The following is a 24,388-nucleotide window of genomic DNA, read 5'->3' on the forward strand; positions in this document are numbered from 1 at the left end:
CCGTGTCCCACCGGAGGAAAGCCCCTTGTCCCGTTTATTTGTGCTTGTTGACTAGTTCGGTTAGGTAGCGAAGGAGATCCGGGCGGATTTCTTCGTTTTGTAGTGCAAATTCGATGGTTGTTTCGATAAATCCGAGTTTTTCCCCGACATCATAGCGTGTTCCTTCAAATTGGTAGGCGAATACTCGTTGGATTTCATTGAGCCTTTGGATGGCGTCTGTTAATTGAATTTCCCCACCCGCACCGACTTCTTGGTCCTCCAAATACATGAAAATTTGAGGTGTTAAAATATATCTGCCAATAATCGCTAGGTTGGAAGGTGCTGTACCTTGTTTTGGTTTTTCAACGAATTGATTGACTTGATAGAGTCGGTCCCGATTTGTTGATGGTTCAATAATTCCATAGCGATGTGTTTGATTTTCAGGTACTTGTTGAATCCCAATTACAGATGATAATGTTTTTTCATATTGATCCATTAATTGGCGAAGACATGGGGTTTCGGCCTGTACAATATCATCGCCGAGCAATACAGCAAATGGTTCATCCCCGATAAAATTACGTGCACACCAGATGGCATGTCCTAATCCTTTTGGCTCCTTTTGCCGTATATAATGAATATCAACCATATTTGTGGATGCCTGTACCTTTTCAAGTAAGTCAAATTTCTCTTTTTCGATTAAGCTCTGTTCAAGTTCAAATGCATGGTCGAAATGATCCTCAATGGATCTTTTTCCTTTTCCAGTGACAATAATAATATCCTCAATTCCAGATTGAATTGCTTCTTCTACGATATACTGGATCGTTGGCTTATCAACAATTGGAAGCATTTCTTTCGGCATTGCTTTAGTTGCAGGTAAAAAGCGTGTTCCTAAACCTGCAGCGGGAATAATAGCTTTTCGAATTTTCTTCATTTGAATGCTCCTTTTCATTTAACAAACAAAAAGCGAGGAAACTATTGTTTAGAGTTTTATGAATTATAAACATGAATGGTTTTATCAATCATGTTCGTTTCAGTGAATAGTTTGTGAAAATGTCGTTTTCCATTCTCTGAAAACATTTTGTAAATATCATGATTTTGAATTAAAAAGACAATTTTTTCTGCAAGCTGCTTCGTATCACCATAATTCACAATATACCCTGTTTCGCCATCTACAACAATCTCTGGGATTCCACCCACATTTGTACCGATAACAGGAATGCCATAGGCAATCGCCTCTATCCCAACATATGGAAGAGCATCATTGTTCGATGGAAGGACGACAATATCGGTATTTACATACATTTCATCTTTGTTAGACACATGTCCTTTAAAGTGAACTCTTTCATCCATTCCCAATTCACGGCTGGAATTCTTTAGTTCTTCCATCAAAGGTCCTTCTCCGAAAAGATTACATTGCCATTGTAGTTCCGGATGCTCTCTTTGAATATAAGCTAAACTTTCTAACAGGAACGCATGTCCTTTCTCTTCGGTAAACCTTCCAATGACGGAGAGAACGGGAGTCTTAGAGCTCGTATCATTTCTTTGTTTAGACGGCTCTTGAATCCCGTTATATATAAGCTTTACTACTTTTTTGGATACACCTTTATTCGTAATTTGATTTTCCATGAACTTTGAAACTGTAATGACTGCTTTGTTATAGCTTGTCATCATTCTGTTTAATAACTGTAAGGTTGAGTTCATAGGAACATCTACATGGTATGTCCAAATAACCTTTATTCGGGCTCCAATCAATTTAGCTAAGATTGCTATATAATTTTCCCTTAGAAACTGTGCATGGACGATATCAATCTTCTCATTACGAATAATTGTTTTGATTGCTTTTGCAGCTTTTATATCAAAAGGATGATTCATATGAACTTGATACATTTTAATGTTTAACGATTTAAATCTATCAATCCCTGGACCAACTTCTGAATATACTAAAACGCAATTTTCTGGTCCAATTGCATTCATTAAGTGAAACACATAATTTTCTGTTCCACCATTTCCTACATAATTAAGCATATACATGATTTTATTCAAAATGAATCTCCCCGATTTATAAAATATTTAAAAACAACTTATCTTTTCCTTAGCTTATTCAAAACCCTACTTATAATATCCTGAAGAAGATCATCTTTACTAATTAATAGTAATAGTACATATAGTCCTACATTAACAGTAATTAAGAGTACAAACTGAGTAAAAATCCCTGAAACAAAGTGTTTAATGATCATTGACACAGGGAAGAACGATAAGGAAAACAATAAGTATTTTAGGTTTTGAAATGACAGGATTCGAAAAGGAACTCGAAGTTTCTTTCTTATATAAATATATTCCATTATCACCAATACGAAGGTGGAAATGGCTGTGGTTAAAATAGCTGTTTCCGGACTAAAGATACCGAAATAAACGCAGCCAATATTCAATATTAAATTCAATAGACCACTAATGAAAATAAATCGTACAAGGATGTTTTCTTTTTTCTTTATGTACATAACTTGATTGGAGAAAATGGAATCAATCCCTAGTAGGACCATATAAAAGGAAAAAACAGATAAAACAGGCCCTGCGGCGGCAAATTCTTTCCCACCGTAAACCACTACACCGATATCGGATATAATAAATAACCCTACTGCGGCAGGGAATAGTACTAGGAAATAAACCCTGGCAACTCTATGAATTAATAGTAGATACGATTCTTCATCCTCACTGCCCAGCATATGTGAAAGACGAGGAATTGTAACCTGGACTATACTTAATAGCAGTGTGCTAATAATCATCATCATTTGCTGGGACATTATATAGAAAGAAACCGAGGCTTCTGATACAAAACGCCCAAGCATAAAGATATCAAGTTGGGTATATAAAATATTCCCATTCATAAAGATAACGACTAAAAACATCGGCTTAATATGAGGCAGTATTTCAATTTCTTTGAAATTAAATGCAATTTTCTTTTTAACGTACACAAAACTAATGATGTTATTTAGAAAAGTCGAAATAACAAGTAATACCGCAAACCACATATAATCATCTGAGTTTTTAATAAATGAGATCAAAAGTATGACATATATAAGTTTAACAGCGATTGTTTTAATTGTGATAAAGTCATAGCTTTCGAAGGCTTCATTCATCCACTCTACGTAAAAAATATTGAGGACGAAGTTAATCCCAAAGATAAGGAGGACAGGGAAGATAACATCTTGACCAAAACCCATAAAGGATACTAAGACAAATATTGCAAAAACTATTAGGTTGGTTAGTAAACTAATGGTAAATAAACTTGTGAATAGCTTAGCAACCTTCTGTTTGTCATGCTTGATTCTACTAATTTCCCTTAAACCATATTGATATACCCCGAATGAAGCAAAGATGAAAAAATAATTGAAAATGGATTCCGCATATTTTACTCTTCCAATTGATTCAGAACCTAGTACACGGAATACATATGGACCAATTAATAGCGGGATAACTAAGTTAAAGAAATTTAACGTGATTTTATATAGTGCATTTTTTAAGATTGATTTTTTCATTCGCTAAATCCCTTTTATAAGTATTTGTAAACAAAAATCACCTCTAAAAGAGGTGGTTGTAATCAATCAAATACGCCTTAGCGTATTTGCGCCCGATTTTTTTCGAGCTTGTCTCGAAAAATTACCTTTAAAAAATCGTGGCATCTGCCGGAGGCTTTGGGCCAACACGATGTTGGTCACTCAGACGTTGCCACAGGATGTGGCGTTCGTAGTCTGAGTTCCTTAATTTCAGTCGGGGTTTGAATCCACCACTGAATTGTATACCCTGTTTGCATTCATCCCCCACTTAAGGGACTTCTTCTGAATAAAGTTAAATAAACTCTTTCACGGAAATCACATCGTCTAAAAGTTGAATGTTTTTGGGCGAACTTCCTGTAACCCAACTCTTATCCACTACCATGTAGGTTTCTCCATAATTATCGATTAAATACTCAACATAATTTTTGGGAATATGGAATTCTTCACCTTTAAATAAATACGTGGTGAGGCCATCAAATCGGTTTGTTACTTTATGGTTAATATAACCAACAGTAAGTTGATAATTTTCATGATTTTCGAAACTCATGTTGGTGCCTATATCACAGAAATAACACCATATTTTCCCTTCATCGCCATGGTGGTAATAAAATATGTCGATGTGAGCACCCTTATAATTATATGCTTCTTCAATAATTTTACCATTCAATTCGTACTGTTTGTGCTTCGTAAACCCTTTTTTTAGCAGAATTTTTTCTAATTCCTTCTTTTTATCATCAGGAAATTCAAATGTTCCAATATCAAGGTCTTTATCATGTCCAATAAAGTCCTTTTCACGAACAGCACCTAACAAGGTACCGTAATCTAACCAAAACTCATGTCCGATTTCTTCAAAAGCTTCTCTCATTAAAGTCAGCGTCTGTAGTCCGTAGACATGAACATTTGCTTGAGCTTTACTAAACTCTTTCTGATCATAACGATCCTTAATTAATCTTAAAACTTTATTTGTTTTAATTGCATCGTATATCTTTAGTGTCCTAACATATTTAAGTGTTGAATTTACGAACGGTTTCATTTGACGTTCCCCTTCTTCTAAATTAATAGTCAATATTATACCAAACAGACACTTTACTTTCAATTTCGACATTGCTTATTTAAAAAATTGTAGAGATTTGTCTTTTAATCGGATTTTTCGTACTATTCTTCATTGATTTATACAAAAAGAAACGTTATAATTCCTAAGTGTTGTCTGTCGAAAATTACAATTAAATTACTATAAAATAAAAATTCTTATTTACAAATACAGATTCGAGGTAAAAGATATGAAATTTTCAACTAAGGATATATTATTACTCGCTTTTACTTTAATTTTGGTAGCTTTATCATTAATAATTGGTAATAAATACGTTGGTATTTTTGTTGTTGTAGTCCTTTCACTAATTGCTTTATATAAAAAAGAATTAGGACTATATATGCTCCTATTATATGTTCCAGTGAGACCGTTTCTTACTTCAATAAATCCCGGTCTTAAAATCATTAGTGATTTAATTATCTTTTCTTTATTAATAAGAACTATTTATGAAAATAGAACGAATATAAAATCATTATTAAAATTTGATCTGTTTGAAATAGCTTTATTTATCTATCTTGCTATTGGTACGATTTCTGGACTTATCACTGGAGTTAGCATAGTATCAATCATCTTTCAAATTAGAGCATATATCTTATTGTATTTTGTTTACTACGTCGTGAAAAGAATGATGATTTCTCAAGAAACTTTAAATAAAATATCAATTCTAACTTTTATTACTGCAGTAATTATTTCTTTACACGGTTTTATCGAAAAAATATCAGATAAAACATGGTTGATGCCCCTTGAATGGCAAAATTGGGGGCTGGCACCGACAAACCAAGTAAGGGTCTATGGGTTGTTAAAAGGTCCAAATGAATTGGCACTTTACTTAATTGTTTCATTCTTAATATCGCTCTATCTACTTAAAGTGGTTAAAGGAAACAAAATTTGGCTGATATACATTGGTCTATCGATTATAGGAGCAACATTTGTATTAACTTATTCTAGAGGAGCTTCTTTAGCTTTAATAACATTTCTGTTGATCTATCTCGTTCTGTTCCGAACTCTTAAAGGATTTAAAAAGCTATTACTAATTGCTGGAGCATCATGTCTTTTGTTTTTCGGTGTGACAAGCGCAGCTGGTTTGTATGAGGATTATGTTACTTCAGTGGAACAAAATGAACATAATACTCAAAATGGTTCAAATAATAAGGGGCAAACTGGCTCTAGTGGCGGCAAAAAATCAGAGGGTGCCAACCGTTTTAAAGAAGCTTTTTCCGAGGATACAGTTGAACTAAGTAGTCAAGATGGACGTATTTACTATGTGACAAAAGCAATTGAAGTTTTTAAAGATTACCCTATCATTGGTGCTGGATTTGGTACTTTTGGTGGTGCGGCGACACTTGCATACTCATCACCTATCTATAAAAATTATGGTATCCAAACAGATTTTTACTCAGATAATCAGTATATTTTAACTCTTGCTGAAACGGGTATAATAGGGGTTCTAATTCTTTCAGTATTTGTCTTTAGCCTTTTGTTCATTACAATAATGATCTTTAAGAGAAAAGAAATTGAATACTCAATCCTAGCTTTATTTTTCTTCATCACAATGATAGTAGGGGGATTGGTGTATAATATATTAGAAATTGATACCTTTATGATGTATTATTTCTTATTGCTTGGGATAATCTACCCTCGTATAAAAGAAGAAAAAATTTAATAATTAGTTCATAAGCCCTGCATATACATGGTCAGGGCTTATTTTTTTGGAGACAAATATAACCATAGAATTACGAATTAAGATATGGTAACGTATTTAATGTTATTCGAAAGGAGTTTTGTTATGTTACTTGGGGAAAAGAAACCAATATCCAAACTCATTTATTATTTGATATTACTATTTATTCCTTTCTTCACATTGTTCATTTTGGAGACAATTCATAGGGGTTCACCAACAGCTTTCACATCTTGGGTATTATCTAGCCCTGTGTCTGTATTGGTGACTTATCTGTTTTTATTGTTCATAACAGGGATCCTGTTTTTATTACCAAGAAGAGTTTTTTTACTGACGATGCTTATTCAATTATTCATCTGGGCTCTGATTGCTTTTATAAGTTATAAAAAGTACCAACTAAGAGGGGATTACCTTTCTCCGTATGATTTTTATCTATTAAAAGAAGCAGCAGGTATAACAGAAAACATGGACGGGCTTATTTCGGTAAAGTGGATGATTGCGGGTATCGTTTTCGTTGTAGTGAGCGTACTGTTTTACATTCTAATCAATCGGATAAGCATAACTGTTACTTTAAAAAAGAGACTAATTATTGCTATTGTTGGGGTCTTAGGTTTAGTCTTGTTTTTTTATAAACCAACGATATTAAGCAGTGGGGCAAGCGAAGAAGGTACGTTACAAACAAAATATGAAAAACTAGGCTTTATTGGTGGATTTCTAACGATTCTTAATCAAAATCGCCTCGCAGAAGAGTTAGATACTGAAAGTATAAGAAACGTATTGCATTCTGATAAATATAAAGTAGATAATTACGAAGTAGACCCCGACTTTAAACCAAACGTTATTGTGGTTTTAGCTGAAGCATTATGGGATCCACTTTTATTAACAAATATAAAATTCGAAGAAGACCCTATCCCTTATACGCGCAGTTTAATGGAGAATTATACGTCTGGTGAATTGGTAACGCATATTTTTGGAGGAGGAACGATTAATTCGGAGCTCGAAACCTTGACTGGATTATCTACTCGATTTTTACCAGAAGGTGCAGAAACCTATAACCATTATATTAATCGTCCGATTGATTCCTTAGCACACAATTTTAGAAATCAAGGCTATCATACTACTGCAGTTCATACATTTAAAAATTGGTTCTACGACCGAAATAAAACGTATGAGTATCTAGGCTTTGAAAAGTATGTTAGTATGGAATTCTTTAATAACCCTGAGATGGTTGGTCCTTATATTGATGACCGAGAACTGATGAGACAAAGCTTAAGTGAAATAAGTAAAACGGATGGCCCGGATTTCCTTAATGTCGCTACAGTTGCAAGTCATGGACCATATGATGATATTCGATATGAAGAGAAGTTGGAGTTTACCACTGAGGGAAATTTAACAGACGTTCCTGAGTATATTTTGAATTTATATCTGAAAGTACTAAATGAACTGGATGATTCTATTAAGCTATTAATAGATGGCATTAACGAATTAGATGAACCGACAATGGTCGTTATTTATGGAGATCATTTACCGATGTTGGGAGCTGATTATGCCGTATATCGTGAAGCTGAATATTATTCTGATCTTAATCTATATGAAGACCATAAAAAAATGTATACAACACCTTTGATTGTTTGGGATAATTTTTCTGACCCTGAGGAAAAAGAAAACTTGCGTATGACTCCAAACTTTTTAGGATCATATATACTTGAAAAAGCCAAAAAGGAAAAGTCGCCAATTTTTAAAGTATCTGGTCATGTATACGATAGTGGCTTGACAGTCATTCCGCCAAAACAGTTTTGGGGAGACGAAGGTGTTAATGAGACTGAGCTGGTAGATTACCAAATATTGCAGCAAGATATCCTATTTGGAAAGCAAAAATCATATGCGGAGTATCCTGTAGAAGTGGCACCGAATTATTTTCTAGGAAGCGAAAAAATGAAAATAAAAGACATTTCTATAGGGAAGAACAACAAGGGAAAACCGGCATATATTCTAAAAGGAAAAGGTTTCGTATCTAACGTAAAAGTATATGTTAACGGAAAAGCTCAAAAATCCGTTTTCAAGAGTTCTTCGGAAATTATATGTGATATACCTAAAGATCTGATTGGCAAAGATAAAGAAGTAACGATTGAAGTAAAACTTATTGATGATGAGGATCATGTTATCGCTGAAAGTGAATATACGAAGAAGAAATAAATAAGGCAATTCATGTATTTGTTACAAACGGCTATCACGAAAGTTGGTAAAAACCGACTATCTTGATAGCCGTTTTTGTATTAAGGAGAAGTATGTTTTCAAATGTGTGGACAATATTATTATATAAATTGAACTCCTTCATACTTAAATGATATATTAACAAAGGAGATAGGGAAACGATGGAATTTAAGGAGAATAATATGGATAACCGACATGTTGATATATTAGGTGTACATTTTACAAAAACAACTGAGCAGCAATTAGTAAGCGAATTAACCGACCGGATCACATCTCAACAAAAAACATTTGTTGTGACTGCAAATCCTGAAATCGTCATGTATAGCTTGAATGATAAAGAATATAAGACCATTTTAGATAAAGCTTCCTATGTCATTGCAGACGGAATTGGTGTTGTTAAGGCTGCAGCCATGTTAAACGACCCACTGCCTGAGAGAATTGCTGGATTTGATTTAATGGTGAAGCTATTAGAGGTCGCAAACGAAAAAAAATGGAAGATCTTCCTGCTAGGCAGCCAAGAGCATGTATTAGAAAAGACGGTGGAGCATATTAATCAATATTATCCCGGCTGTACAATTGGCGGATATCATCACGGCTTCTTTGATTGGAACAATAATGAAATTGCTGACAAAATTGCAGAGGCTAACCCAGATATCGTGCTTGTTGCATTAGGAGTTCCGAAACAAGAACAATGGATTTCTCAAAATATAGAACGTTTTGAGAAAGGACTATTCATGGGGATAGGCGGCAGCTTTGATGTTTTAGCGGGTACAGTAAAAAGAGCCCCAGAGGTATGGCAAAAATTAAATGTGGAGTGGCTTTATCGTCTGATTAAACAACCGTGGCGCTGGAAACGAATGATGTCGATACCGGTATTTGTGATGAAGGTAATCGGACAAAAGACAAAAGGGTAAAGTAAAGGAGTTTGTTATGAAGGTTCTTCACTTAAATGCGGGGGCTGAAACGGGCGGTGGAATGATACATATTCTCTCCCTGCTAGACCAATTAAACCGCGAAGAATTTATTTTAGGCGTATTTGAAGAAGGGGAAATGTCAAAGCGTGCCAGGGAAAAGGGGATCCAAGTTGAAGTATTTCAGCAAACATCCCGATATGACTTGTCCATTTTAAAAAGAATCATCGATTATATAAAATTGAACAGCATCGATATTGTCCATACACATGGGCCCAGGGCGAATTTATATGCTGTTCTGTTAAAGCCTTTTACGAGCTGTAAGTGGGTGACAACCATCCATAGTGATCCTCGTGATGATTTTTTAAATGGCGGCTTCAAGGGGACTGTGTTTACAAAGCTAAATTTCTTTTCATATAAAAGGATGGATCACTTTTTTGCGATATCAAACCGATTTAAGGACATGCTCGTTGAATTCGGAATCAAAGAAAATTCAATTACGACTATTTATAATGGAATAAGCTTTACTGAACCAAAGTTTGAACGAGTGACAAGGGAAGAATTAGGTCTCACCAAGAATGATTTTGTCATCATCATGATTGCTCGCCTACATCCAGTTAAAGGACATACGATTGCATTTGAAGCAGTTAAAGAACTCAAACGTGATCATCCAAATGTGAGGTTAGTGCTTGTTGGGGATGGACCAATCCGACAGGAATTAGAACAAAAAACAGCAGAATTAGGGATAGAAAATGAAGTCAAGTTTTTGGGCCATAAGGAAAATATTCATGGGTTATTACTGAATGCCGATGCCGAAATACTTGTATCCTTTAGCGAAAGCTTTCCATTGGTTATTCTTGAAGCAGCTAGAGCACACGTCCCAGTCATTTCAACCGATGTTGGTGGGGTGAAGGATTTGATTTCAGATCATAGCTTAGGCAGGGTTATTCCTTCAAACGATGTCCAAGCCTTAGTTTGGGCATTAAAGGAATATATGTCATTACAAGAATCAAATCAACTACATGAAATTGCCGAAAAACTTTATGAAAAAGCATCAACCAAGTACTCAATCGAAAACTTTAGCCAAAGCGTTTACAATGCTTACAAAACAATCTTATAAAATAATTGCGGGTAAATCCTAAGGATTTCTCGCATTTTTTTAAATTTATTTAGGAAAAGACAACAATATGGACTTTGTAAAGGGTAAGTAATATTTGTTAAATGGATTTTATGTAAAAAAAACTTTAGTTCTTGTAACCAAATCCGATCTACATACGTCTATATTCTTGGAATCTATTATTATCGTAATGTAAAATAAATCATGTTATACAATTTCGATAGATTGTGATATAATCCACTTTGAGTGTTTTACCTTATGGACAAAATCTTTACAATGAAATCGAATAAATTTTACAAAAGATATTTAGAAAAGAGATAAAATGGTTAAAGTAAGGATGAGGAGGATAATATTCTATGCTATATATCATTTCGTTGGTCTGTTTCATTGCTTCTATCCTCATAACCCCATTTGTTATCAAGCTTGCAATTAAAATTGGGGCGACAGATCAACCGAATCAACGAAAAGTACATCAAAAAGTAATGCCTCGACTTGGAGGATTAGCAATATTTATTAGTTTTGTCATTGGATTTTTAATCTTACAGCCCGAAAGTGAATTTAAATGGCCAATCTTAATAGGCAGTTTTATTATTATTATAACTGGGATATTAGATGACTTGTTTGAGTTATCTGCAAAGTGGAAGTTATTTGGTCAGATATTAGCTGCATTTGTTGTTATTTTTAACGGTGTAGATCTTGAAATGGTCAACTTGCCATTCGGTGCCGGACAGCTTGAGCTTGGATATTTGACAATCCCACTCACTATTATCTGGATAGTAGGAATTACGAATGCCATTAATTTAATTGATGGTCTAGATGGGTTGGCTGCTGGTGTATCTTCAATTGCACTTATGACACTTTCTGGAATGGCCATTATTAAAGGCGACGTGTTTGTTGTAAGTATTGGCGTTCTTTTGTTATTTAGTACATTAGGCTTTTTAATTTATAATTTTCACCCAGCAAAGATTTTCATGGGAGATACTGGGGCCTTATTCTTAGGTTATATGATTGCCGTCCTATCCTTATTAGGATTCAAAAACGTAACCTTAATTTCATTCATTGTACCGGTTATTATTTTAGGCGTTCCAATTTCCGATACATTCTTTGCGATTATACGCCGACTTGTTAACAAACAGCCATTATCGGCTCCTGATAAATCACATCTTCACCACTGCTTATTACGGTTAGGCTATAGCCATCGTACAACAGTGTTAATGATTTACGGTATGAGTGCGATTTTTGGTCTTGCTGCGGTGGTGTTCTCACAAGCCACTGTATGGGGTTCACTTGTTGTGATTGTCGTATTACTAATTGCAATAGAGCTGATTGTAGAAAAAATAGGTCTTGTTGGAAAAGAGTATCGTCCACTTTTAAATATGGTCAGTGTGTTTAAAGTTCAACAAAGAATGAAATAAAAGAAGTAAGAAGGCTGTCTGCAAAAGTCGTTATTCATGACTTAGCAGTCAGCCTTTTTTGTAGACCCATAGCACAAAAAAAGCAAGAATGCATGACACATTCTTGCTTTTTTTTAATTTGTTTTAAACGTTAAATCATCATCTTTAATGGAATCCGAACTATCATCAATACGCTGTCCAGTTGCAGTGATTTCTAAATGCTCCTTTAATGATTGCGACAGAAGCTTTAATTTGTTTTTATCAAGCCTATAATAGTAGCCGTGGTCCGACCACCAATCACTGCCTTCTAATACTAATGATTCGATTTGCAGCTGTTGTCCTGATGCTGCGTAATCATACAAGCCAAGCATTTCTCCAAATGAAAGGTTTGTGGCAATGTTATTTCCTAAAGCATCAATTACACTTCCATATTTTGTGATTGATCCAACTGAAATAGCTTTATCAATTATTGCCTTAACGACCAATTGCTGTCTTTTACCACGTTCAATATCACTATCAATTTTTCTTGTTCGTGCTAAGGCTAGTGCTTGTTCACCATTTAAATGCTGGAACCCTTTTTCTAAATGAATTGCATCTGCTCGGTCCTTACTGTCTTGTTCAGAGAAGGAAACAGGAACATCAACTTCAATCCCATCAAGTGCTTCAACAACATCAATAAAAGCTTCAAAGTTCATTTTTACAAAATAATCAACGGGTATATCGAATAATTCCTCAACAGTTTTTATTGTACCTTCGTCCCCATAATAATGGGCATGGTTTATTTTATCTTCTTTCTTTTTATCTGGAATATAAACAAGTGAGTCACGTGGAATACTTACCATTTTAACTGATTTATCTTTTTCATTAAGTGTTGCAAGGATTAAGGCATCGGTACGTGTTGCCGTTCCCATATTACGAGTTTCACTATCATCAATTCCCATGAATAGAATTGAAATGTTATCATGTTTCGGATCAACAGGTTCAACACGCTTTTCTGATTTTTCTCCTCTGCTTAATTCAGTCTTCGAATCAGCAACCGCATTGGAAGCTTTGTTTACAAGGTAACCGCCATATAAAGCCACACCTGCTACAATTATCAATAACGGCATAAAAATATACAAAAACATTCTTTTTTTACGTTTCTTTTTCTTTAAATGATATCGATTATTTGCCATTTTTTTGCTCCTCTAATGTAATTAAATTACGTCTTTTTCTAAATATGTCGTATCCCCTAATGAAATTTGACTCTGTCCATTCGTTAGCTCGGTCATCCATTCGGTGAATTGTGGGGTTTGGTTTTCTTCTACATAGGTTTCTATTTCTACAACATCAATATACTTGATTTCTTTAATTTGGTAAATAGAAGAGCGAAGTTCGTTCTCTACTTTGCCAAGCCAGGTATAATCAATTTTTGTATGCATCACTCTCATGAGTTTGCGTTCGACAATACCGGTTGCATGAAGGCCTTCCGAGGTTGATTTGCCGTAAGCACGGATAAGTCCCCCTGCACCTAATTTTATTCCTCCAAAGTACCTAGTTATGACAACAACTGTGTCTTTAAGGTGTTTTTTCTTTAAAACTTCAAGAATTGGTACTCCGGCAGTTCCGCTTGGTTCACCGTCATCGTTAGCTTTTTGGATTTGATCGTTTTCTCCGATGAGATATGCGGAACAATTGTGGGTTGCGTCCCAGTTTTGCTTTTTTATTTTTTGAATGAATTCCTGCGCTTCCTCTTCGGTTGTAGCGCGGTCAATATATGCGATAAAGCGTGATTTTTGAATATTTATTTCATGCTCGCCATACCCTTTTACTGTATAATAGGAATGAAGCATTACGTAATACCTCCTAACGGGGCTCTTACGAAAAGGCTAGTGCGACTAAAATCGACACTGACCGACTTTTTCTATAAAAATTTTTGCCCATTCTTCTATTATAAAACGACATAATTTTTACATCAATGGTTTGTTTTTGGCATGGGTGGATGTAATACAAATGTAAACGAGATGAAACGCTATAAAAAACAAATCAGTATATAATTTAGATGGAGGTGGAGGTATGGCCACCAAAGGGCTTGATAGTAAAGTTCTTGATTCAATACTGGAAAAAATGGTGCACACCGTTGATCATAGCAAAGAAGAGATTTTCCGAATTGGTGAGCAATCTCGCAATGAATTTGTAACCTTGACGGATGAATTAAAGGATATTAAGGAACGAGTTGGAACGATTATCGATGAGGTGGATAAGCTAGAAACTCACTCACGTTTTGCTCGGAAACGCCTATCTGAGGTAAGTGGTCATTTCAACAAGTATTCTGAGGTAGAAATTCGGAATGCGTATGAGAAGGCTCATGATTTGCAAATGCAATTGACCGTTATACGGCAGGAGGAAAAGCAGCTCCGTGAACGTCGTGATGAGCTGGAAAGACGTTTAGTCGGTTTACATGAAACGATAGAACGTGCAGACCATCTTGTTGGTCAAATTTCTGTTGTTCTCAATTATTTAAATAGTGATTTTAAGATGGTAGGGGAAATTTTAGAGGACGCCAAGCAAAAGCAGGAGTTTGGTCTTAAAATCATTGAGGCACAGGAAGAGGAGCGTCGGAAGCTTTCTCGTGAAATACATGATGGCCCAGCCCAGATGCTTGCGAATGTGATGCTGCGCTCGCAAATTATCGATAAGGTCTACCGAGAAAGTCCGGATCAGGGTGTGAAGGAAATTCATGATTTGCGGATAATGGTGCGTTCGGCGCTATATGAGGTCCGTCGGATCATTTATGACCTACGTCCGATGGCATTGGATGATCTTGGATTGGTTCCGACCCTCAAAAAGTACCTATCTACGATCGAAGAATATAATGGCGACACTACGATTTCGTTTACGTTTATTGGATCGGAGCAAAGAATCCCGTCAAAATTTGAGGTGGCTTTATTCCGTTTGGTACAAGAAGCGGTCCAAAATGCGTTGAAGCATGCGGAAGCGCGAGAAATCGCCGTTAAGCTTGAGATAAGTAGAAATCATGTAACAGTTATCGTGAAAGACAATGGAAAAGGCTTTGATATCAGAGAGAAGAAAAAAGACTCGTTCGGATTAATTGGAATGCGTGAACGAGTGGATTTACTTGATGGTCATTTAACGATTGATTCAAGTGTTGGTGCCGGAACGATTGTAATGATTCAGGTACCGTTTGAGGTTTGAATTGATTCAATGATCAAAGACTAAGAACGCCACATCCTGTAGCGACGTCTTTGTGACCCACATCGTGTGGGCCTCCTTTTCTATATGTGAGAATATTTCGGTTATTCGATGATACGTTACAAGAAATGGTCTACCTACTATATGCTGCTTATTAATATAAGAATTCACCTAGGAAATGTAAGAATATTTGTCCGTTAATACTGCTTAAGGAGTATTGACCGAAATTGCCTCGATTGTCAAAATGAAAGGGGGAGGCGTTATTCATGAAAACAAGCATAGTTATTATTGATGATCACCAATTATTTCGCGAGGGTGTAAAACGAATATTAGATTTTGAACCAACCTTTCAAGTTGTAGCAGAGGGTGACGATGGGGAACAGGCGGTGGCGCTGATTGAGCGGCATAATCCTGATGTTGTCATCATGGATATTAACATGCCACACTTGAACGGAATTGAAGCAACAAAACAATTAATTGACACATACCCTGATACGAAGGTTATTATTTTATCGATCCACGATGATGAAAGCTATGTGACGCATGCCCTTAAAACTGGCGCAACTGGTTATTTATTAAAGGAAATGGATGCGGACTCGTTAGTCGAAGCGGTTAAAGTCGTAGCAGAAGGTGGATCATACTTGCATCCAAGAGTTACACATAATTTAGTTAAGGAATTCCGTCGACTTGCCGTCGCAAGTGGCCAATCCGTTTCATCGCATTCCCAGATAGCAGTGGAGGTTCGCCGTCCGCTACATCTGTTAACAAGACGTGAATGCGAGGTTCTTCAATTATTAACTGATGGACGAAGCAACCGCGGCATTGGTGACGACCTATATATTAGTGAAAAAACGGTTAAAAACCACGTAAGCAATATTTTGCAAAAAATGAATGTAAACGATCGAACCCAGGCTGTTGTTGTTGCGATTAAGAATGGCTGGGTTGAGGTTAGATAATTTAATAGATTGGTAGAAGGCTGAGCTCTTAGGTAGGGGCTTGGCTTTTTTTATGGGACCTGTCCCTCTGTCCCACATAAACAAGTGACATCCCCGTCTATTTCATTTAAAATGGAAATTACAAAGAATCAGGACAGGATGGTAAAAAATATGAAAACGGCGATTGTAACTGATAGTACAGCTTACATACCAAAGGAAATTCGTGAAAAACTTAATATACATATGATTCCGCTAAGTGTTGTATTCGGCGAAGAAACCTACCGGGAGGAAGTCGATATTACGGCAGAAGCATTCTACGAGGAGCTTAAGGCTCGTAAGGATTTGCCAACAACTTCACAGCCACCGATTGGAGAGTTTGTTGAGCTTTTTGAAAAGCTAGGTCAGGAATACGATGCTGTCATTAGTATTCACTTGTCCAGTGGAATTAGCGGGACCTATCAGGGGGCCGTGTCTGCTGGTGATATGGTGGAGGGTGTGAAGGTTTATCCGTTCGACTCCGAAATCAGCTGTATTGTGCAGGGCTTTTATGCGCTTGAGGCGGCGGAAATGGCGAAGGCTGGAAAACCGGTTGAAGAGATTATGGCAAGGCTCGAAGAAATGAAACTTTCGATGAAAGCGTATTTTATGGTGGATGATTTAACGAACCTGCAGCGTGGTGGTCGCTTGAGCGGTGCCGCGGCTTTTGTCGGTAGTCTGTTACAGGTGAAGCCAATTCTATGCTTCGAGAATAAAGTGATTGTTCCTTTTGAAAAAATCCGGACGCGCAAAAAAGCGCTGAACCGAGTGTTTGAGTTATTTGAGGAGGTTGCTGGTCAAGGTGTGCCAATGCGAGCAGCGCTGATTCATGGAAACATCGAGGAAGAAGCAATTGAAATGAAGGCTGAACTAGAAAAGAAGTACCCGCATGTCGAATTTTTGTTAAGCTATTTCGGACCTGTGATTGGAACACATCTCGGTGAAGGTGCGATTGGGCTAGGTTGGTATAAGAAATAATATTGAAGCGCCGTGCCAGGGTGCGGCGCTGAATTTTTGAAAAAAAAAAGAAATTAGGAGCGGCTCCTAATTTTTTAATAATTGATCTTTTTTAGCGGCTTTTTCTTTATTTTCTTCTACAGGAACTTTTCTATACTCATAGCTGCTGTACAGGCTAAGTACAACAAAATAGAGTAATAACAGAACAGTCCATGTAGAGGACGTAATTTGAATTTTCTCCTGAAATAAAACTGCCATTGCTCCTATGAGTAGAATCGATCCGATGCAAAGCAACAACCCATGCTTTATAACCCATTTCATCATTTCAATCCCTACCTTTCACTATTTAATCTCCCCAATAATTGGATTATTAAACATGAAAGAAGATAGTTTGTTTGAATTAAATTTTTTTATTTACAATTTGGAAAAATCGGAGGTCCTATATGAAATTTTTACTAGAAAACGAAATATTAATCCCCGAAAGATTATTGGACAAGCACGGTGCCAAACAAATAAGCGATTATGAATCCGGATATCCTCAACCACTGAATCCCACATTCGAGTACTCCACTGAACTTCAACATTTACTCTACGGCAAGCAACTCCTACATGAAGAAATTCCATTTTCCCTTGAAGTCATACATCATCACTATTTAAATGGTTATTTACAATATCGAAAATCCATCGCGAAAACGAATGATGGTTATGCTTGTGTTCGGTGTGGAAACTCAGATCAAAAGCTTTTTGCTTCATTTGATTGTGCAAGGTGTAAGCAGCAATGCACGTATTGCAGGAAGTGCATCAACATGGGACGGATGAGTGAGTGTACGGTTTTGGTAAGTTGGACCGGGCCAAGTCCAAGAGTTGAAATTCTCGACAAGTCACTTGTATGGGAAGGAACACTTTCTCCGGGACAACAAAAGGCTTCAACAGAGCTTGTAAAAGCAGTGAAGGCAAATCATCAGTTGCTAGTTTGGGCTGTGTGCGGAGCGGGAAAAACGGAAATACTGTTCGAAGGGATAGAAGTGGCAATTCAGGCCGGTAAAAAGGTTTGCCTCGCAACACCTCGAACAGATGTGGTGATTGAGCTGGCACCGAGGATAAAATCGGCATTCCCCGAAGTCGACGTCATCGCCTTGTACGGAGGAAGCGAAGACCGCAACAAGACTGCGCCCATTACACTTTCCACTACTCACCAGTTACTTCGTTTTTACAAAGCCTTTGACATGATCATTATCGATGAGGTCGACGCTTTTCCGTATTCAGTTGAGCCAATGCTGCAATATGCAGTCAACCAATCGAAAAAGGATATCTCTTCAACTATTTACCTTACCGCAACACCGAATCAAACGTGGAAAAATGAAATTGCTGCTGGTAAAAGAAAGGCAGTCACGATTCCGGCAAGGTACCATCGTCATGAATTACCAGTCCCGGAATTTATTTGGTGCGGGAACTGGGAGAAGATATTGAAAAAGAAGAGGATTCCAGGGAATGTAATGGTGTGGATTAAGAGGCACCTTGAAATCGGTAAGCAAGCTTTTTTATTCGTTCCGCGCATCACCTATTTAGAAAAAGTCGTTGAAATCCTACAAGCCTTAGATTCCCGAATCGAAGGCGTTCATGCCGAGGACCCAAATCGAAAAGACAAAGTCGCACGTTTCCGCTCAGGTGAAATACCCATCCTCGTCACAACAACAATTTTAGAAAGAGGCGTTACAGTGCCTAATATTGACGTCGCTGTCTTAGGCGCGGAGGATAAAATTTTTACAGAGAGTGCCTTGGTACAGATTTCGGGTCGTGTTGGTCGAAGTGCCCGATTTCCGACCGGCGAGATTTTATTTTTTCATTACGGCAGAACAAGGGAAATGCTCAAGGCGAAACAGCATATCGAAAATATGAACAAAGAAGCTTTCCAAAACGGTTTCATTGATTGATTACGCAGCACATTTTTATTATGATTATGGGTAACGGACAAAGAACGGATTAGGTGGTGATTGCTAGTGAAAAAGGTTGTTTATACGATTGCACTATTACTTATCATCTGCGGTGTTTCATTGACAGGTTATTCGGTTTTTCAAATTTGGGATTCAAACCAGGCACAAAAAGAGGCGTTGGTTCAGGCAGAGGAACTCATTTTCACACCTCCGACAGAGGAAGCAGAAAAGGAAATTGTTATTCCAACCTTTGAAAAAGGCGATACAATGGGTGTTTTAGAGGTTCCGAAGCTTGGTGAGAAGATGCCAATCATCGAAGGAACGGATGAAAAGGAACTTGCAAAAGGTGTTGGCCATTACCTCGGCACCGCGCTACCAACTCAAAACGATCAAATCGTTCTATCAGGCCACCGCGATACCCTTTTTAGACGATTTGACGAGCTCGAGATTGGTGACACTTTTGTAATTAAATTAGAATACGGTGACTTCACTTATGAAATTGTCGATACGAAGATTGTGGATGCGGACGATCGGACCATCATCAAATCAACAGCACCAAACGAGGAGCTAATTGTGACAACATGTTATCCATTCGGATATCTAGGTGACGCACCGTATCGTTACATTTTTTACGGGAAAAAGGTAGATTAAATTAGAACCCCTAAGTTGTAATACGGCTAAGGGGTTTTTATATACTACAAAAGTACTACCTTGTATAGGTTAAAAGGGGAATTACAAAATAAATTCAATTCAATTATTGTTTAAGATGGGAGCTAAACAAAACTATTTCCAATTAATGTTTATTGTGTGATAATAAAAAAAATAGAGAGAATGGAGAGGTTCGTGTGAAGGTTTTTAATGCAATGGAGCCACTTGTTGCTGAAGCAATCAATGAAAACTGGTCTGAATACAACTTGCCTTGTAAATGTGAACAGTGTAAAAATGATGTATTTGCCCTCACATTAAATAATCTACCACCACGTTATGTATCAAAGGATAATGGAGTAGCGTATGTTCGCGCTCAATATTTTAATAAACAAATGATGGCCAACATCTACGTCAAAATCGCAGAGGCTGTAAACATCGTCGCGAAAAACCCTCAGTGCGACAATTTGAAAAGGAGCTGAGCCATGTCTACATGCATTCTTTGTCACAATTATTTTGAAGAAGTGGATTCCTGGTCGACACTGTTTTCGTTGGTCGAACCAGATCCACTTTGTTCTACCTGCAGTGAAAAATTTGAAAAGGTTGACGGTGAACTTTGTGAAACTTGCGGAAGACCTTTTTCGGATCTGTCTGATGAGTATCGTGAAGGAAACCACTGCTATGACTGTGTTCGATGGGAAAAGGACCCTCACTGGCAAGGCGTGCTCACAAAGAACCGGTCGATTTACCTTTATAATGACTTTGCAAAAGATGTTATCTCCCTCTACAAATTCCGCGGTGACTACGCCATCTCTTTTATTTTTAAAACACCTCTGAAAAAAGCATTCAAAATTCATTTTAATCCTTCCTATTTAGTAGTCCCTATTCCATTAAGCGATAAGCGTTTATATGAGCGCGGGTTTAACCAGGCAAAGGCGCTCGCGGAATTATTGGATGTACCAGTGCATGGAGTGTTAGATCGCGCGCATTTGGAAAAACAATCGAAAAAGAGCCGTGATGAACGGATATCGGGTGAAAATGTGTTTCGAGTGACTGATGTGGTTCAGGATAAGAGTATATTATTGGTTGATGATATTTATACGACGGGATCGACATTGAGACAAGCAGGCTTCGTACTGTTAAAGGCAGGGGCAAAATCGGTATCGTCGCTGACGTTGATGAGGGGGTGAAGAATACTATTGTTTAAGGAAAATGTTATAATAATTTCAACCAAATCAAGGAGTGTTTTTAAATGAAGCCACTTAAAATTGAGGATCAGGAATTAAAAGATGCCATCTCATCAGGAAAATATTATTTAGAAGTTGGAAAACGAAAATTTATGTTATTTGAAGTAGAGGAAGTAAATGAATCAAATGTTTATCATGTAACTGACGAAGAAGATAAAAAACATTTATTAAAAGCACTAAATGAAGACAATCCAATTTTGACTAATGAAGAAGTTAGAAGATTGTTGGAGGATAAATTTAAATGATGGAAATTTATTGGAGGAATTCAGCATTACAATCATTAATTCAATTAGATGAGTGGCGATTAACAGTGGATTCCGAAGATAGGAAAGCTCCTGCAAAAAAATATTTACAGTTACTTTAGTGAACAGGACTTTTCATTCTATATCCCTGGGAAGATAGTATTTATTGATGGAATGCCTGTTGAACTTAGGATGGTAATATTATCAGTTGGTAGGTCCGAACCATATAAAGTATTTTATCGACTGAGTTCTGGATATGTAGAAATATTCTTTGTAAAACACCCACGTCAAAAACCCCTAATATAAGTCTTCATATGTAACCCCGTTATATTTATTTTCAGCTCCTTTTGATGTATTTTTCAAAAATCTGTCACTACAAACTCGCCCGAAAAAACCGATATAATAGATAGAAATAAGGTGTTTGAGGAGAGAATCAATATGGCAGAATTAATGAATTGTCCAAATTGCGGGGGTCTTTTTGTAAAAACGAATCTACGTGATGTATGTGAAAAGTGCTATAAGGAAGAAAACCAAGCGTTTGAAACCGTTTATAAATTTATTCGAAAAAGAGAAAATCGTACAGCGACGATTTTTGAGGCTTCTGAAGGAACAGGCGTTGATGAGGAATTAATCATCAAATTTATTCGGACTGGGAAGTTAAAACTAGCCCAATTCCCAAACCTTGGATATCCATGTCAAAAATGTCGTACTATAATCCGTGAAGGGATTTTATGCGATGACTGTTCAAAAGAACTTCGTAGTGAATTATCAACTTTTGAACAGGAAGAGGAGAGGAAGAAAGAGATACGTGAACGTGAAAAAAGAACGTATTTTGCAGATTAAAATTTCTAAACATTTTCATGCTCTTACCGATATAAAAGACAAAGACATGAAGTTCGGATAGAAAGCGAGGTTATACGATGAAAATTAATCAATTTGGACCGGTTGGAATGAATCCATATAAAAAGCAAATGAACAAGATGGCTGCATCAGAAAAGCCAACTCAGGCAGATAAGGTTGAAATTTCTTCGGCTGCGAAACAACTACAAGAAACTTCACCAATCACGGTTGCACGTCAGGAAAAGGTTGAAGCTCTAAAACAGAAGGTTCAAAACGGAACCTACATGGTGAATACAGAAGACGTGGCGAAAAGCGTATACGACTTTTATTTTAAAAAATAATGTAAGAATGGAGGGTCATTATGTCAGCCGAAAACTTAGTCGTGTTGCTCAAAAAAATACTTACTTTACATCAAAATTTACTTAAGCTTTCAGAGCGCAAAACAGACATCTTGAAAAAAGGCGACGTCGATGCCCTCAACGAACTGATGAAAGAAGAACAGAAATACATTTTAGCGATCAGACAATTGGATAATGAACGGATTGTAATTGTTGATAAACTACTTGGGCCGATCGAGGACAAGACGTTAACGCAATGTATTGAAAGAACGGCCGAGCCAATGCGTTCGGCGCTTATGGGCTTACATGAAGACTTAGTAAAAGTGACTCACGATTTAAAGGTAGCAAACGATTTAAATCAACAGCTCACGCATCAGTCTTTACAGTACGTAAATATGTCATTGGACATGCTTATTCCACAAGAACAAAACGTTAACTACGGAAACCCAGCGGGAACAAAAGAGAAAAAGCAAACACGCTCAATGTTTGATTCAAAAGCATAAACGGAGGATGGAAAAATGGTATCAACATTTCATGGCTTAGAAACAGCACGTCGGGGTATGGTCACCCAGCAAAGTGCGCTATATACAACGGGACATAACATCGCAAATGCGAATACACCTGGATACACAAGGCAGCGCGTTAATTTCACCCAGACAAATCCATACCCATCTCCTGGTTTAAATACAGCAAAAATTCCTGGGCAGGTTGGAACAGGTGTTGAGGCTGGAACGATTCAACGTGTGCGTGAAAGCTTTTTAGATCTACAATTTAGAGGCGAAAATACTAAAAACGGATATTGGGAAGCACGTACTAATGCAATCTCAAAAATGGAAGATATCCTAAATGAACCGAGTGAAACGGGATTAGCAAAAACAATGGATCAATTTTGGCAATCACTTCAGGATCTAAGCGTGAACCCAGAAAACAAAGGGGCAAGAGCGGTTGTTGCACAGCGTGGCATTGCTGTTGCGGATACATTTCATTATCTTCACGATTCAATTAAGGGTATCAAACAGGATTTAGGAAACGAACTAAGTGTATCATTAAAAAATGTGAATACCATACTTGAAAAAATTGCTGCTCTTAATAGTCAAATTTCAGAAATTGAGCCTGTCGGTTATGTACCAAATGACCTTTATGATCAAAGAGATATGTTAGTAGATGAGCTTTCAAAATTTGTTGAAATAAAAGTAGAAAAGAGAGCGACAGGTGGAAATGCATTAGATATATCTGAAGGAATTTACGATATTAAACTATCTAGCGGTGAAACACTAGTTAGTGGTTCTACGTTTAATAGATTAGCAGTTAGTCCAAATAATGGAAGCAGTGATCCAACAATTCCAGGGGATGTCATTCAGAAAATTAATATTGTATCAAGTACTGGAACAACTGAAATCAATGCTTACGAATTGGCTTCAGGGAAAATTAAAGCACTTGTCGAGTCATACGGATATGAAGATGGAAGTGGGGATACGAAGGGGCTTTACCCTCAAATGCTAGATGATCTAGACAAAATGGCTTATACATTTATAAAGGAATTTAACGCTCAGCATCAACAAGGCTGGTCCCTTGATCGTAATGGAACGAATTCTAGTCAAACAGGTATCAATTTCTTTGAACCAGTAACTGATTATAAAGGTGCAGCTAAAGCAATAGCGGTTAATCAACAGATTCTTAATAACAATGATTTAATTGCTGCTTCAAGTGAAGCAAACGTATCTGGAAATGGTATGAATGCAATTAACCTGGCCGGTGTAAAACAAGCATCATTATCTGCATCGCCATCTGCTGGTTCAAATGGTTTTGTTTCTGAAGGAACAATTGAAACCTTCTATCAAGGATTAATTGGAGATTTAGGCGTTAAAGGTCAACATGCAAGACAAATGGAAACAAACAGTGCAATCTTGAAAGATACAGTCGAGAAAAATCGTCGATCAGTTTCCTCTGTTTCTTTAGATGAAGAAATGACAAATATGATTACATTCCAACACGCTTACAATGCAGCAGCAAGGCAAATTACAGTGATCGATGAAATGCTAGATAAAATTATTAATGGTATGGGTGTTGTAGGAAGGTAGGTGT

At 36.9% G+C, this 24,388-nt stretch carries 24 protein-coding genes; 17 read left to right on the forward strand and 7 right to left on the reverse strand.

Annotated features, from left to right (window positions below; genetic code table 11):
* Nucleotides 1–34: 34 nt before the first annotated feature.
* The 4 genes from galU to V7112_RS14565 all read right to left on the reverse strand — a co-directional run bounded on the left by galU (nt 35) and on the right by V7112_RS14565 (nt 4,566).
* A complete protein-coding gene (galU, locus tag V7112_RS14550) occupies nt 35–910 on the reverse strand; it encodes a UTP--glucose-1-phosphate uridylyltransferase GalU (protein ID WP_335420999.1) in 876 nt (291 codons plus the stop codon).
* 56 nt (nt 911–966) lie between these two features.
* Nucleotides 967–2,022: a glycosyltransferase gene (locus V7112_RS14555; protein ID WP_335421001.1), complete on the reverse strand. Its 1,056-nt coding sequence runs from the start codon at nt 2,020–2,022 to the stop codon at nt 967–969.
* Nucleotides 2,023–2,060: 38 nt separating this feature from the next.
* The gene (locus tag V7112_RS14560) at nt 2,061–3,515 is read right to left on the reverse strand and encodes an oligosaccharide flippase family protein (protein WP_335421004.1); all 1,455 of its coding nucleotides are present in this window, start codon (nt 3,513–3,515) and stop codon (nt 2,061–2,063) included.
* A gap of 310 nt (nt 3,516–3,825) precedes the next feature.
* Nucleotides 3,826–4,566 (reverse strand): LicD family protein, encoded by a 741-nt coding sequence (locus V7112_RS14565; protein ID WP_116354320.1) that lies wholly within the window; start codon nt 4,564–4,566, stop codon nt 3,826–3,828.
* Nucleotides 4,567–4,813: 247 nt separating this feature from the next.
* Between V7112_RS14565 and V7112_RS14570 the strand changes: the two genes are divergently transcribed.
* The 5 genes from V7112_RS14570 (at nt 4,814) to V7112_RS14590 (ending at nt 11,958) form a co-directional block, all read left to right on the forward strand.
* Nucleotides 4,814–6,286 (forward strand): O-antigen ligase family protein, encoded by a 1,473-nt coding sequence (locus V7112_RS14570; RefSeq protein WP_335421006.1) that lies wholly within the window; start codon nt 4,814–4,816, stop codon nt 6,284–6,286.
* A gap of 123 nt (nt 6,287–6,409) precedes the next feature.
* The gene (locus V7112_RS14575; protein ID WP_335421008.1) at nt 6,410–8,497 is read left to right on the forward strand and encodes a sulfatase-like hydrolase/transferase; all 2,088 of its coding nucleotides are present in this window, start codon (nt 6,410–6,412) and stop codon (nt 8,495–8,497) included.
* Between the two features lie 179 nt (nt 8,498–8,676).
* Nucleotides 8,677–9,429, forward strand: coding sequence for a WecB/TagA/CpsF family glycosyltransferase (locus V7112_RS14580; RefSeq protein WP_335421010.1), 753 nt, complete (start codon nt 8,677–8,679; stop codon nt 9,427–9,429).
* Between the two features lie 16 nt (nt 9,430–9,445).
* The gene (locus V7112_RS14585) at nt 9,446–10,546 is read left to right on the forward strand and encodes a glycosyltransferase family 4 protein (protein ID WP_335421011.1); all 1,101 of its coding nucleotides are present in this window, start codon (nt 9,446–9,448) and stop codon (nt 10,544–10,546) included.
* 353 nt (nt 10,547–10,899) lie between these two features.
* The gene (locus tag V7112_RS14590; RefSeq protein ID WP_335421013.1) at nt 10,900–11,958 is read left to right on the forward strand and encodes a glycosyltransferase family 4 protein; all 1,059 of its coding nucleotides are present in this window, start codon (nt 10,900–10,902) and stop codon (nt 11,956–11,958) included.
* Nucleotides 11,959–12,071: 113 nt separating this feature from the next.
* Here the strand turns inward: V7112_RS14590 and V7112_RS14595 are convergent, their stop codons facing one another.
* Both V7112_RS14595 and V7112_RS14600 read right to left on the reverse strand, forming a co-directional pair.
* Nucleotides 12,072–13,112, reverse strand: coding sequence for an LCP family protein (locus V7112_RS14595; protein WP_335421015.1), 1,041 nt, complete (start codon nt 13,110–13,112; stop codon nt 12,072–12,074).
* A 21-nt stretch (nt 13,113–13,133) separates the two neighbouring features.
* On the reverse strand, nt 13,134–13,769 hold the full coding sequence (locus tag V7112_RS14600) for a YigZ family protein (RefSeq protein ID WP_335421017.1): 636 nt from the start codon (nt 13,767–13,769) through the stop codon (nt 13,134–13,136).
* 223 nt (nt 13,770–13,992) lie between these two features.
* Between V7112_RS14600 and V7112_RS14605 the strand changes: the two genes are divergently transcribed.
* The 3 genes from V7112_RS14605 to V7112_RS14615 all read left to right on the forward strand — a co-directional run bounded on the left by V7112_RS14605 (nt 13,993) and on the right by V7112_RS14615 (nt 17,078).
* Complete coding sequence (locus V7112_RS14605; RefSeq protein ID WP_335421019.1) at nt 13,993–15,132, forward strand: sensor histidine kinase; 1,140 nt, start codon at nt 13,993–13,995, stop codon at nt 15,130–15,132.
* A 263-nt stretch (nt 15,133–15,395) separates the two neighbouring features.
* A complete protein-coding gene (locus V7112_RS14610) occupies nt 15,396–16,085 on the forward strand; it encodes a response regulator transcription factor (protein WP_335421021.1) in 690 nt (229 codons plus the stop codon).
* Nucleotides 16,086–16,235: 150 nt separating this feature from the next.
* Complete coding sequence (locus V7112_RS14615) at nt 16,236–17,078, forward strand: DegV family protein (protein WP_335421023.1); 843 nt, start codon at nt 16,236–16,238, stop codon at nt 17,076–17,078.
* Between the two features lie 66 nt (nt 17,079–17,144).
* On the opposite strand, the gene V7112_RS14620 is transcribed toward V7112_RS14615, so the two are convergent.
* Nucleotides 17,145–17,381, reverse strand: coding sequence for a hypothetical protein (locus tag V7112_RS14620; RefSeq protein WP_335421025.1), 237 nt, complete (start codon nt 17,379–17,381; stop codon nt 17,145–17,147).
* Nucleotides 17,382–17,500: 119 nt separating this feature from the next.
* On the opposite strand from V7112_RS14620, the gene V7112_RS14625 reads away from it, so the two are divergent.
* The 9 genes from V7112_RS14625 to flgK all read left to right on the forward strand — a co-directional run bounded on the left by V7112_RS14625 (nt 17,501) and on the right by flgK (nt 24,384).
* Nucleotides 17,501–18,991 carry a DEAD/DEAH box helicase gene (locus tag V7112_RS14625; protein ID WP_335421027.1) on the forward strand — a complete coding sequence of 497 codons (1,491 nt, stop codon included), beginning with the start codon at nt 17,501–17,503 and terminating at the stop codon, nt 18,989–18,991.
* A gap of 66 nt (nt 18,992–19,057) precedes the next feature.
* Nucleotides 19,058–19,642 carry a class D sortase gene (locus V7112_RS14630; RefSeq protein ID WP_335421029.1) on the forward strand — a complete coding sequence of 195 codons (585 nt, stop codon included), beginning with the start codon at nt 19,058–19,060 and terminating at the stop codon, nt 19,640–19,642.
* 194 nt (nt 19,643–19,836) lie between these two features.
* Nucleotides 19,837–20,118 carry a late competence development ComFB family protein gene (locus tag V7112_RS14635; RefSeq protein WP_335421031.1) on the forward strand — a complete coding sequence of 94 codons (282 nt, stop codon included), beginning with the start codon at nt 19,837–19,839 and terminating at the stop codon, nt 20,116–20,118.
* A 3-nt stretch (nt 20,119–20,121) separates the two neighbouring features.
* Complete coding sequence (locus V7112_RS14640; protein ID WP_335421033.1) at nt 20,122–20,826, forward strand: ComF family protein; 705 nt, start codon at nt 20,122–20,124, stop codon at nt 20,824–20,826.
* A 62-nt stretch (nt 20,827–20,888) separates the two neighbouring features.
* On the forward strand, nt 20,889–21,128 hold the full coding sequence (locus V7112_RS14645; RefSeq protein ID WP_335421035.1) for a hypothetical protein: 240 nt from the start codon (nt 20,889–20,891) through the stop codon (nt 21,126–21,128).
* A gap of 435 nt (nt 21,129–21,563) precedes the next feature.
* Nucleotides 21,564–21,968 carry a TIGR03826 family flagellar region protein gene (locus V7112_RS14650; protein ID WP_335421037.1) on the forward strand — a complete coding sequence of 135 codons (405 nt, stop codon included), beginning with the start codon at nt 21,564–21,566 and terminating at the stop codon, nt 21,966–21,968.
* A gap of 77 nt (nt 21,969–22,045) precedes the next feature.
* Complete coding sequence (flgM, locus tag V7112_RS14655; RefSeq protein WP_335421039.1) at nt 22,046–22,306, forward strand: flagellar biosynthesis anti-sigma factor FlgM; 261 nt, start codon at nt 22,046–22,048, stop codon at nt 22,304–22,306.
* A gap of 20 nt (nt 22,307–22,326) precedes the next feature.
* Nucleotides 22,327–22,806 (forward strand): flagellar protein FlgN, encoded by a 480-nt coding sequence (locus tag V7112_RS14660; RefSeq protein WP_335421041.1) that lies wholly within the window; start codon nt 22,327–22,329, stop codon nt 22,804–22,806.
* A 15-nt stretch (nt 22,807–22,821) separates the two neighbouring features.
* Nucleotides 22,822–24,384, forward strand: a complete 1,563-nt coding sequence (gene flgK, locus V7112_RS14665; protein ID WP_335421043.1) for a flagellar hook-associated protein FlgK — start codon at nt 22,822–22,824, stop codon at nt 24,382–24,384.
* The last annotated feature ends 4 nt before the right edge of the window (nt 24,385–24,388 follow it).

Origin of the sequence: Bacillus sp. JJ1566, assembly GCF_036962685.1 — a bacterium.
Lineage (GTDB): Bacteria > Bacillota > Bacilli > Bacillales > Bacillaceae_L > Ferdinandcohnia.

Coding starts and splice junctions, on each gene's coding strand:
- V7112_RS14640 (WP_335421033.1), top strand. CDS start 20,122: ATGTCTACATGCATTCTTTGTCACAATTATTTTGAAGAAGTGGATTCC.
- V7112_RS14610 (WP_335421021.1), top strand. CDS start 15,396: ATGAAAACAAGCATAGTTATTATTGATGATCACCAATTATTTCGCGAG.
- V7112_RS14600 (WP_335421017.1), bottom strand. CDS start 13,769: ATGCTTCATTCCTATTATACAGTAAAAGGGTATGGCGAGCATGAAATA.
- V7112_RS14595 (WP_335421015.1), bottom strand. CDS start 13,112: ATGGCAAATAATCGATATCATTTAAAGAAAAAGAAACGTAAAAAAAGA.
- V7112_RS14605 (WP_335421019.1), top strand. CDS start 13,993: ATGGCCACCAAAGGGCTTGATAGTAAAGTTCTTGATTCAATACTGGAA.
- V7112_RS14560 (WP_335421004.1), bottom strand. CDS start 3,515: ATGAAAAAATCAATCTTAAAAAATGCACTATATAAAATCACGTTAAAT.
- V7112_RS14565 (WP_116354320.1), bottom strand. CDS start 4,566: ATGAAACCGTTCGTAAATTCAACACTTAAATATGTTAGGACACTAAAG.
- V7112_RS14620 (WP_335421025.1), bottom strand. CDS start 17,381: ATGATGAAATGGGTTATAAAGCATGGGTTGTTGCTTTGCATCGGATCG.
- flgM (WP_335421039.1), top strand. CDS start 22,046: ATGAAAATTAATCAATTTGGACCGGTTGGAATGAATCCATATAAAAAG.
- V7112_RS14585 (WP_335421011.1), top strand. CDS start 9,446: ATGAAGGTTCTTCACTTAAATGCGGGGGCTGAAACGGGCGGTGGAATG.
- V7112_RS14625 (WP_335421027.1), top strand. CDS start 17,501: ATGAAATTTTTACTAGAAAACGAAATATTAATCCCCGAAAGATTATTG.
- V7112_RS14615 (WP_335421023.1), top strand. CDS start 16,236: ATGAAAACGGCGATTGTAACTGATAGTACAGCTTACATACCAAAGGAA.
- V7112_RS14580 (WP_335421010.1), top strand. CDS start 8,677: ATGGAATTTAAGGAGAATAATATGGATAACCGACATGTTGATATATTA.
- V7112_RS14645 (WP_335421035.1), top strand. CDS start 20,889: ATGAAGCCACTTAAAATTGAGGATCAGGAATTAAAAGATGCCATCTCA.
- V7112_RS14570 (WP_335421006.1), top strand. CDS start 4,814: ATGAAATTTTCAACTAAGGATATATTATTACTCGCTTTTACTTTAATT.
- V7112_RS14660 (WP_335421041.1), top strand. CDS start 22,327: ATGTCAGCCGAAAACTTAGTCGTGTTGCTCAAAAAAATACTTACTTTA.
- flgK (WP_335421043.1), top strand. CDS start 22,822: ATGGTATCAACATTTCATGGCTTAGAAACAGCACGTCGGGGTATGGTC.
- galU (WP_335420999.1), bottom strand. CDS start 910: ATGAAGAAAATTCGAAAAGCTATTATTCCCGCTGCAGGTTTAGGAACA.
- V7112_RS14590 (WP_335421013.1), top strand. CDS start 10,900: ATGCTATATATCATTTCGTTGGTCTGTTTCATTGCTTCTATCCTCATA.
- V7112_RS14575 (WP_335421008.1), top strand. CDS start 6,410: ATGTTACTTGGGGAAAAGAAACCAATATCCAAACTCATTTATTATTTG.
- V7112_RS14650 (WP_335421037.1), top strand. CDS start 21,564: ATGGCAGAATTAATGAATTGTCCAAATTGCGGGGGTCTTTTTGTAAAA.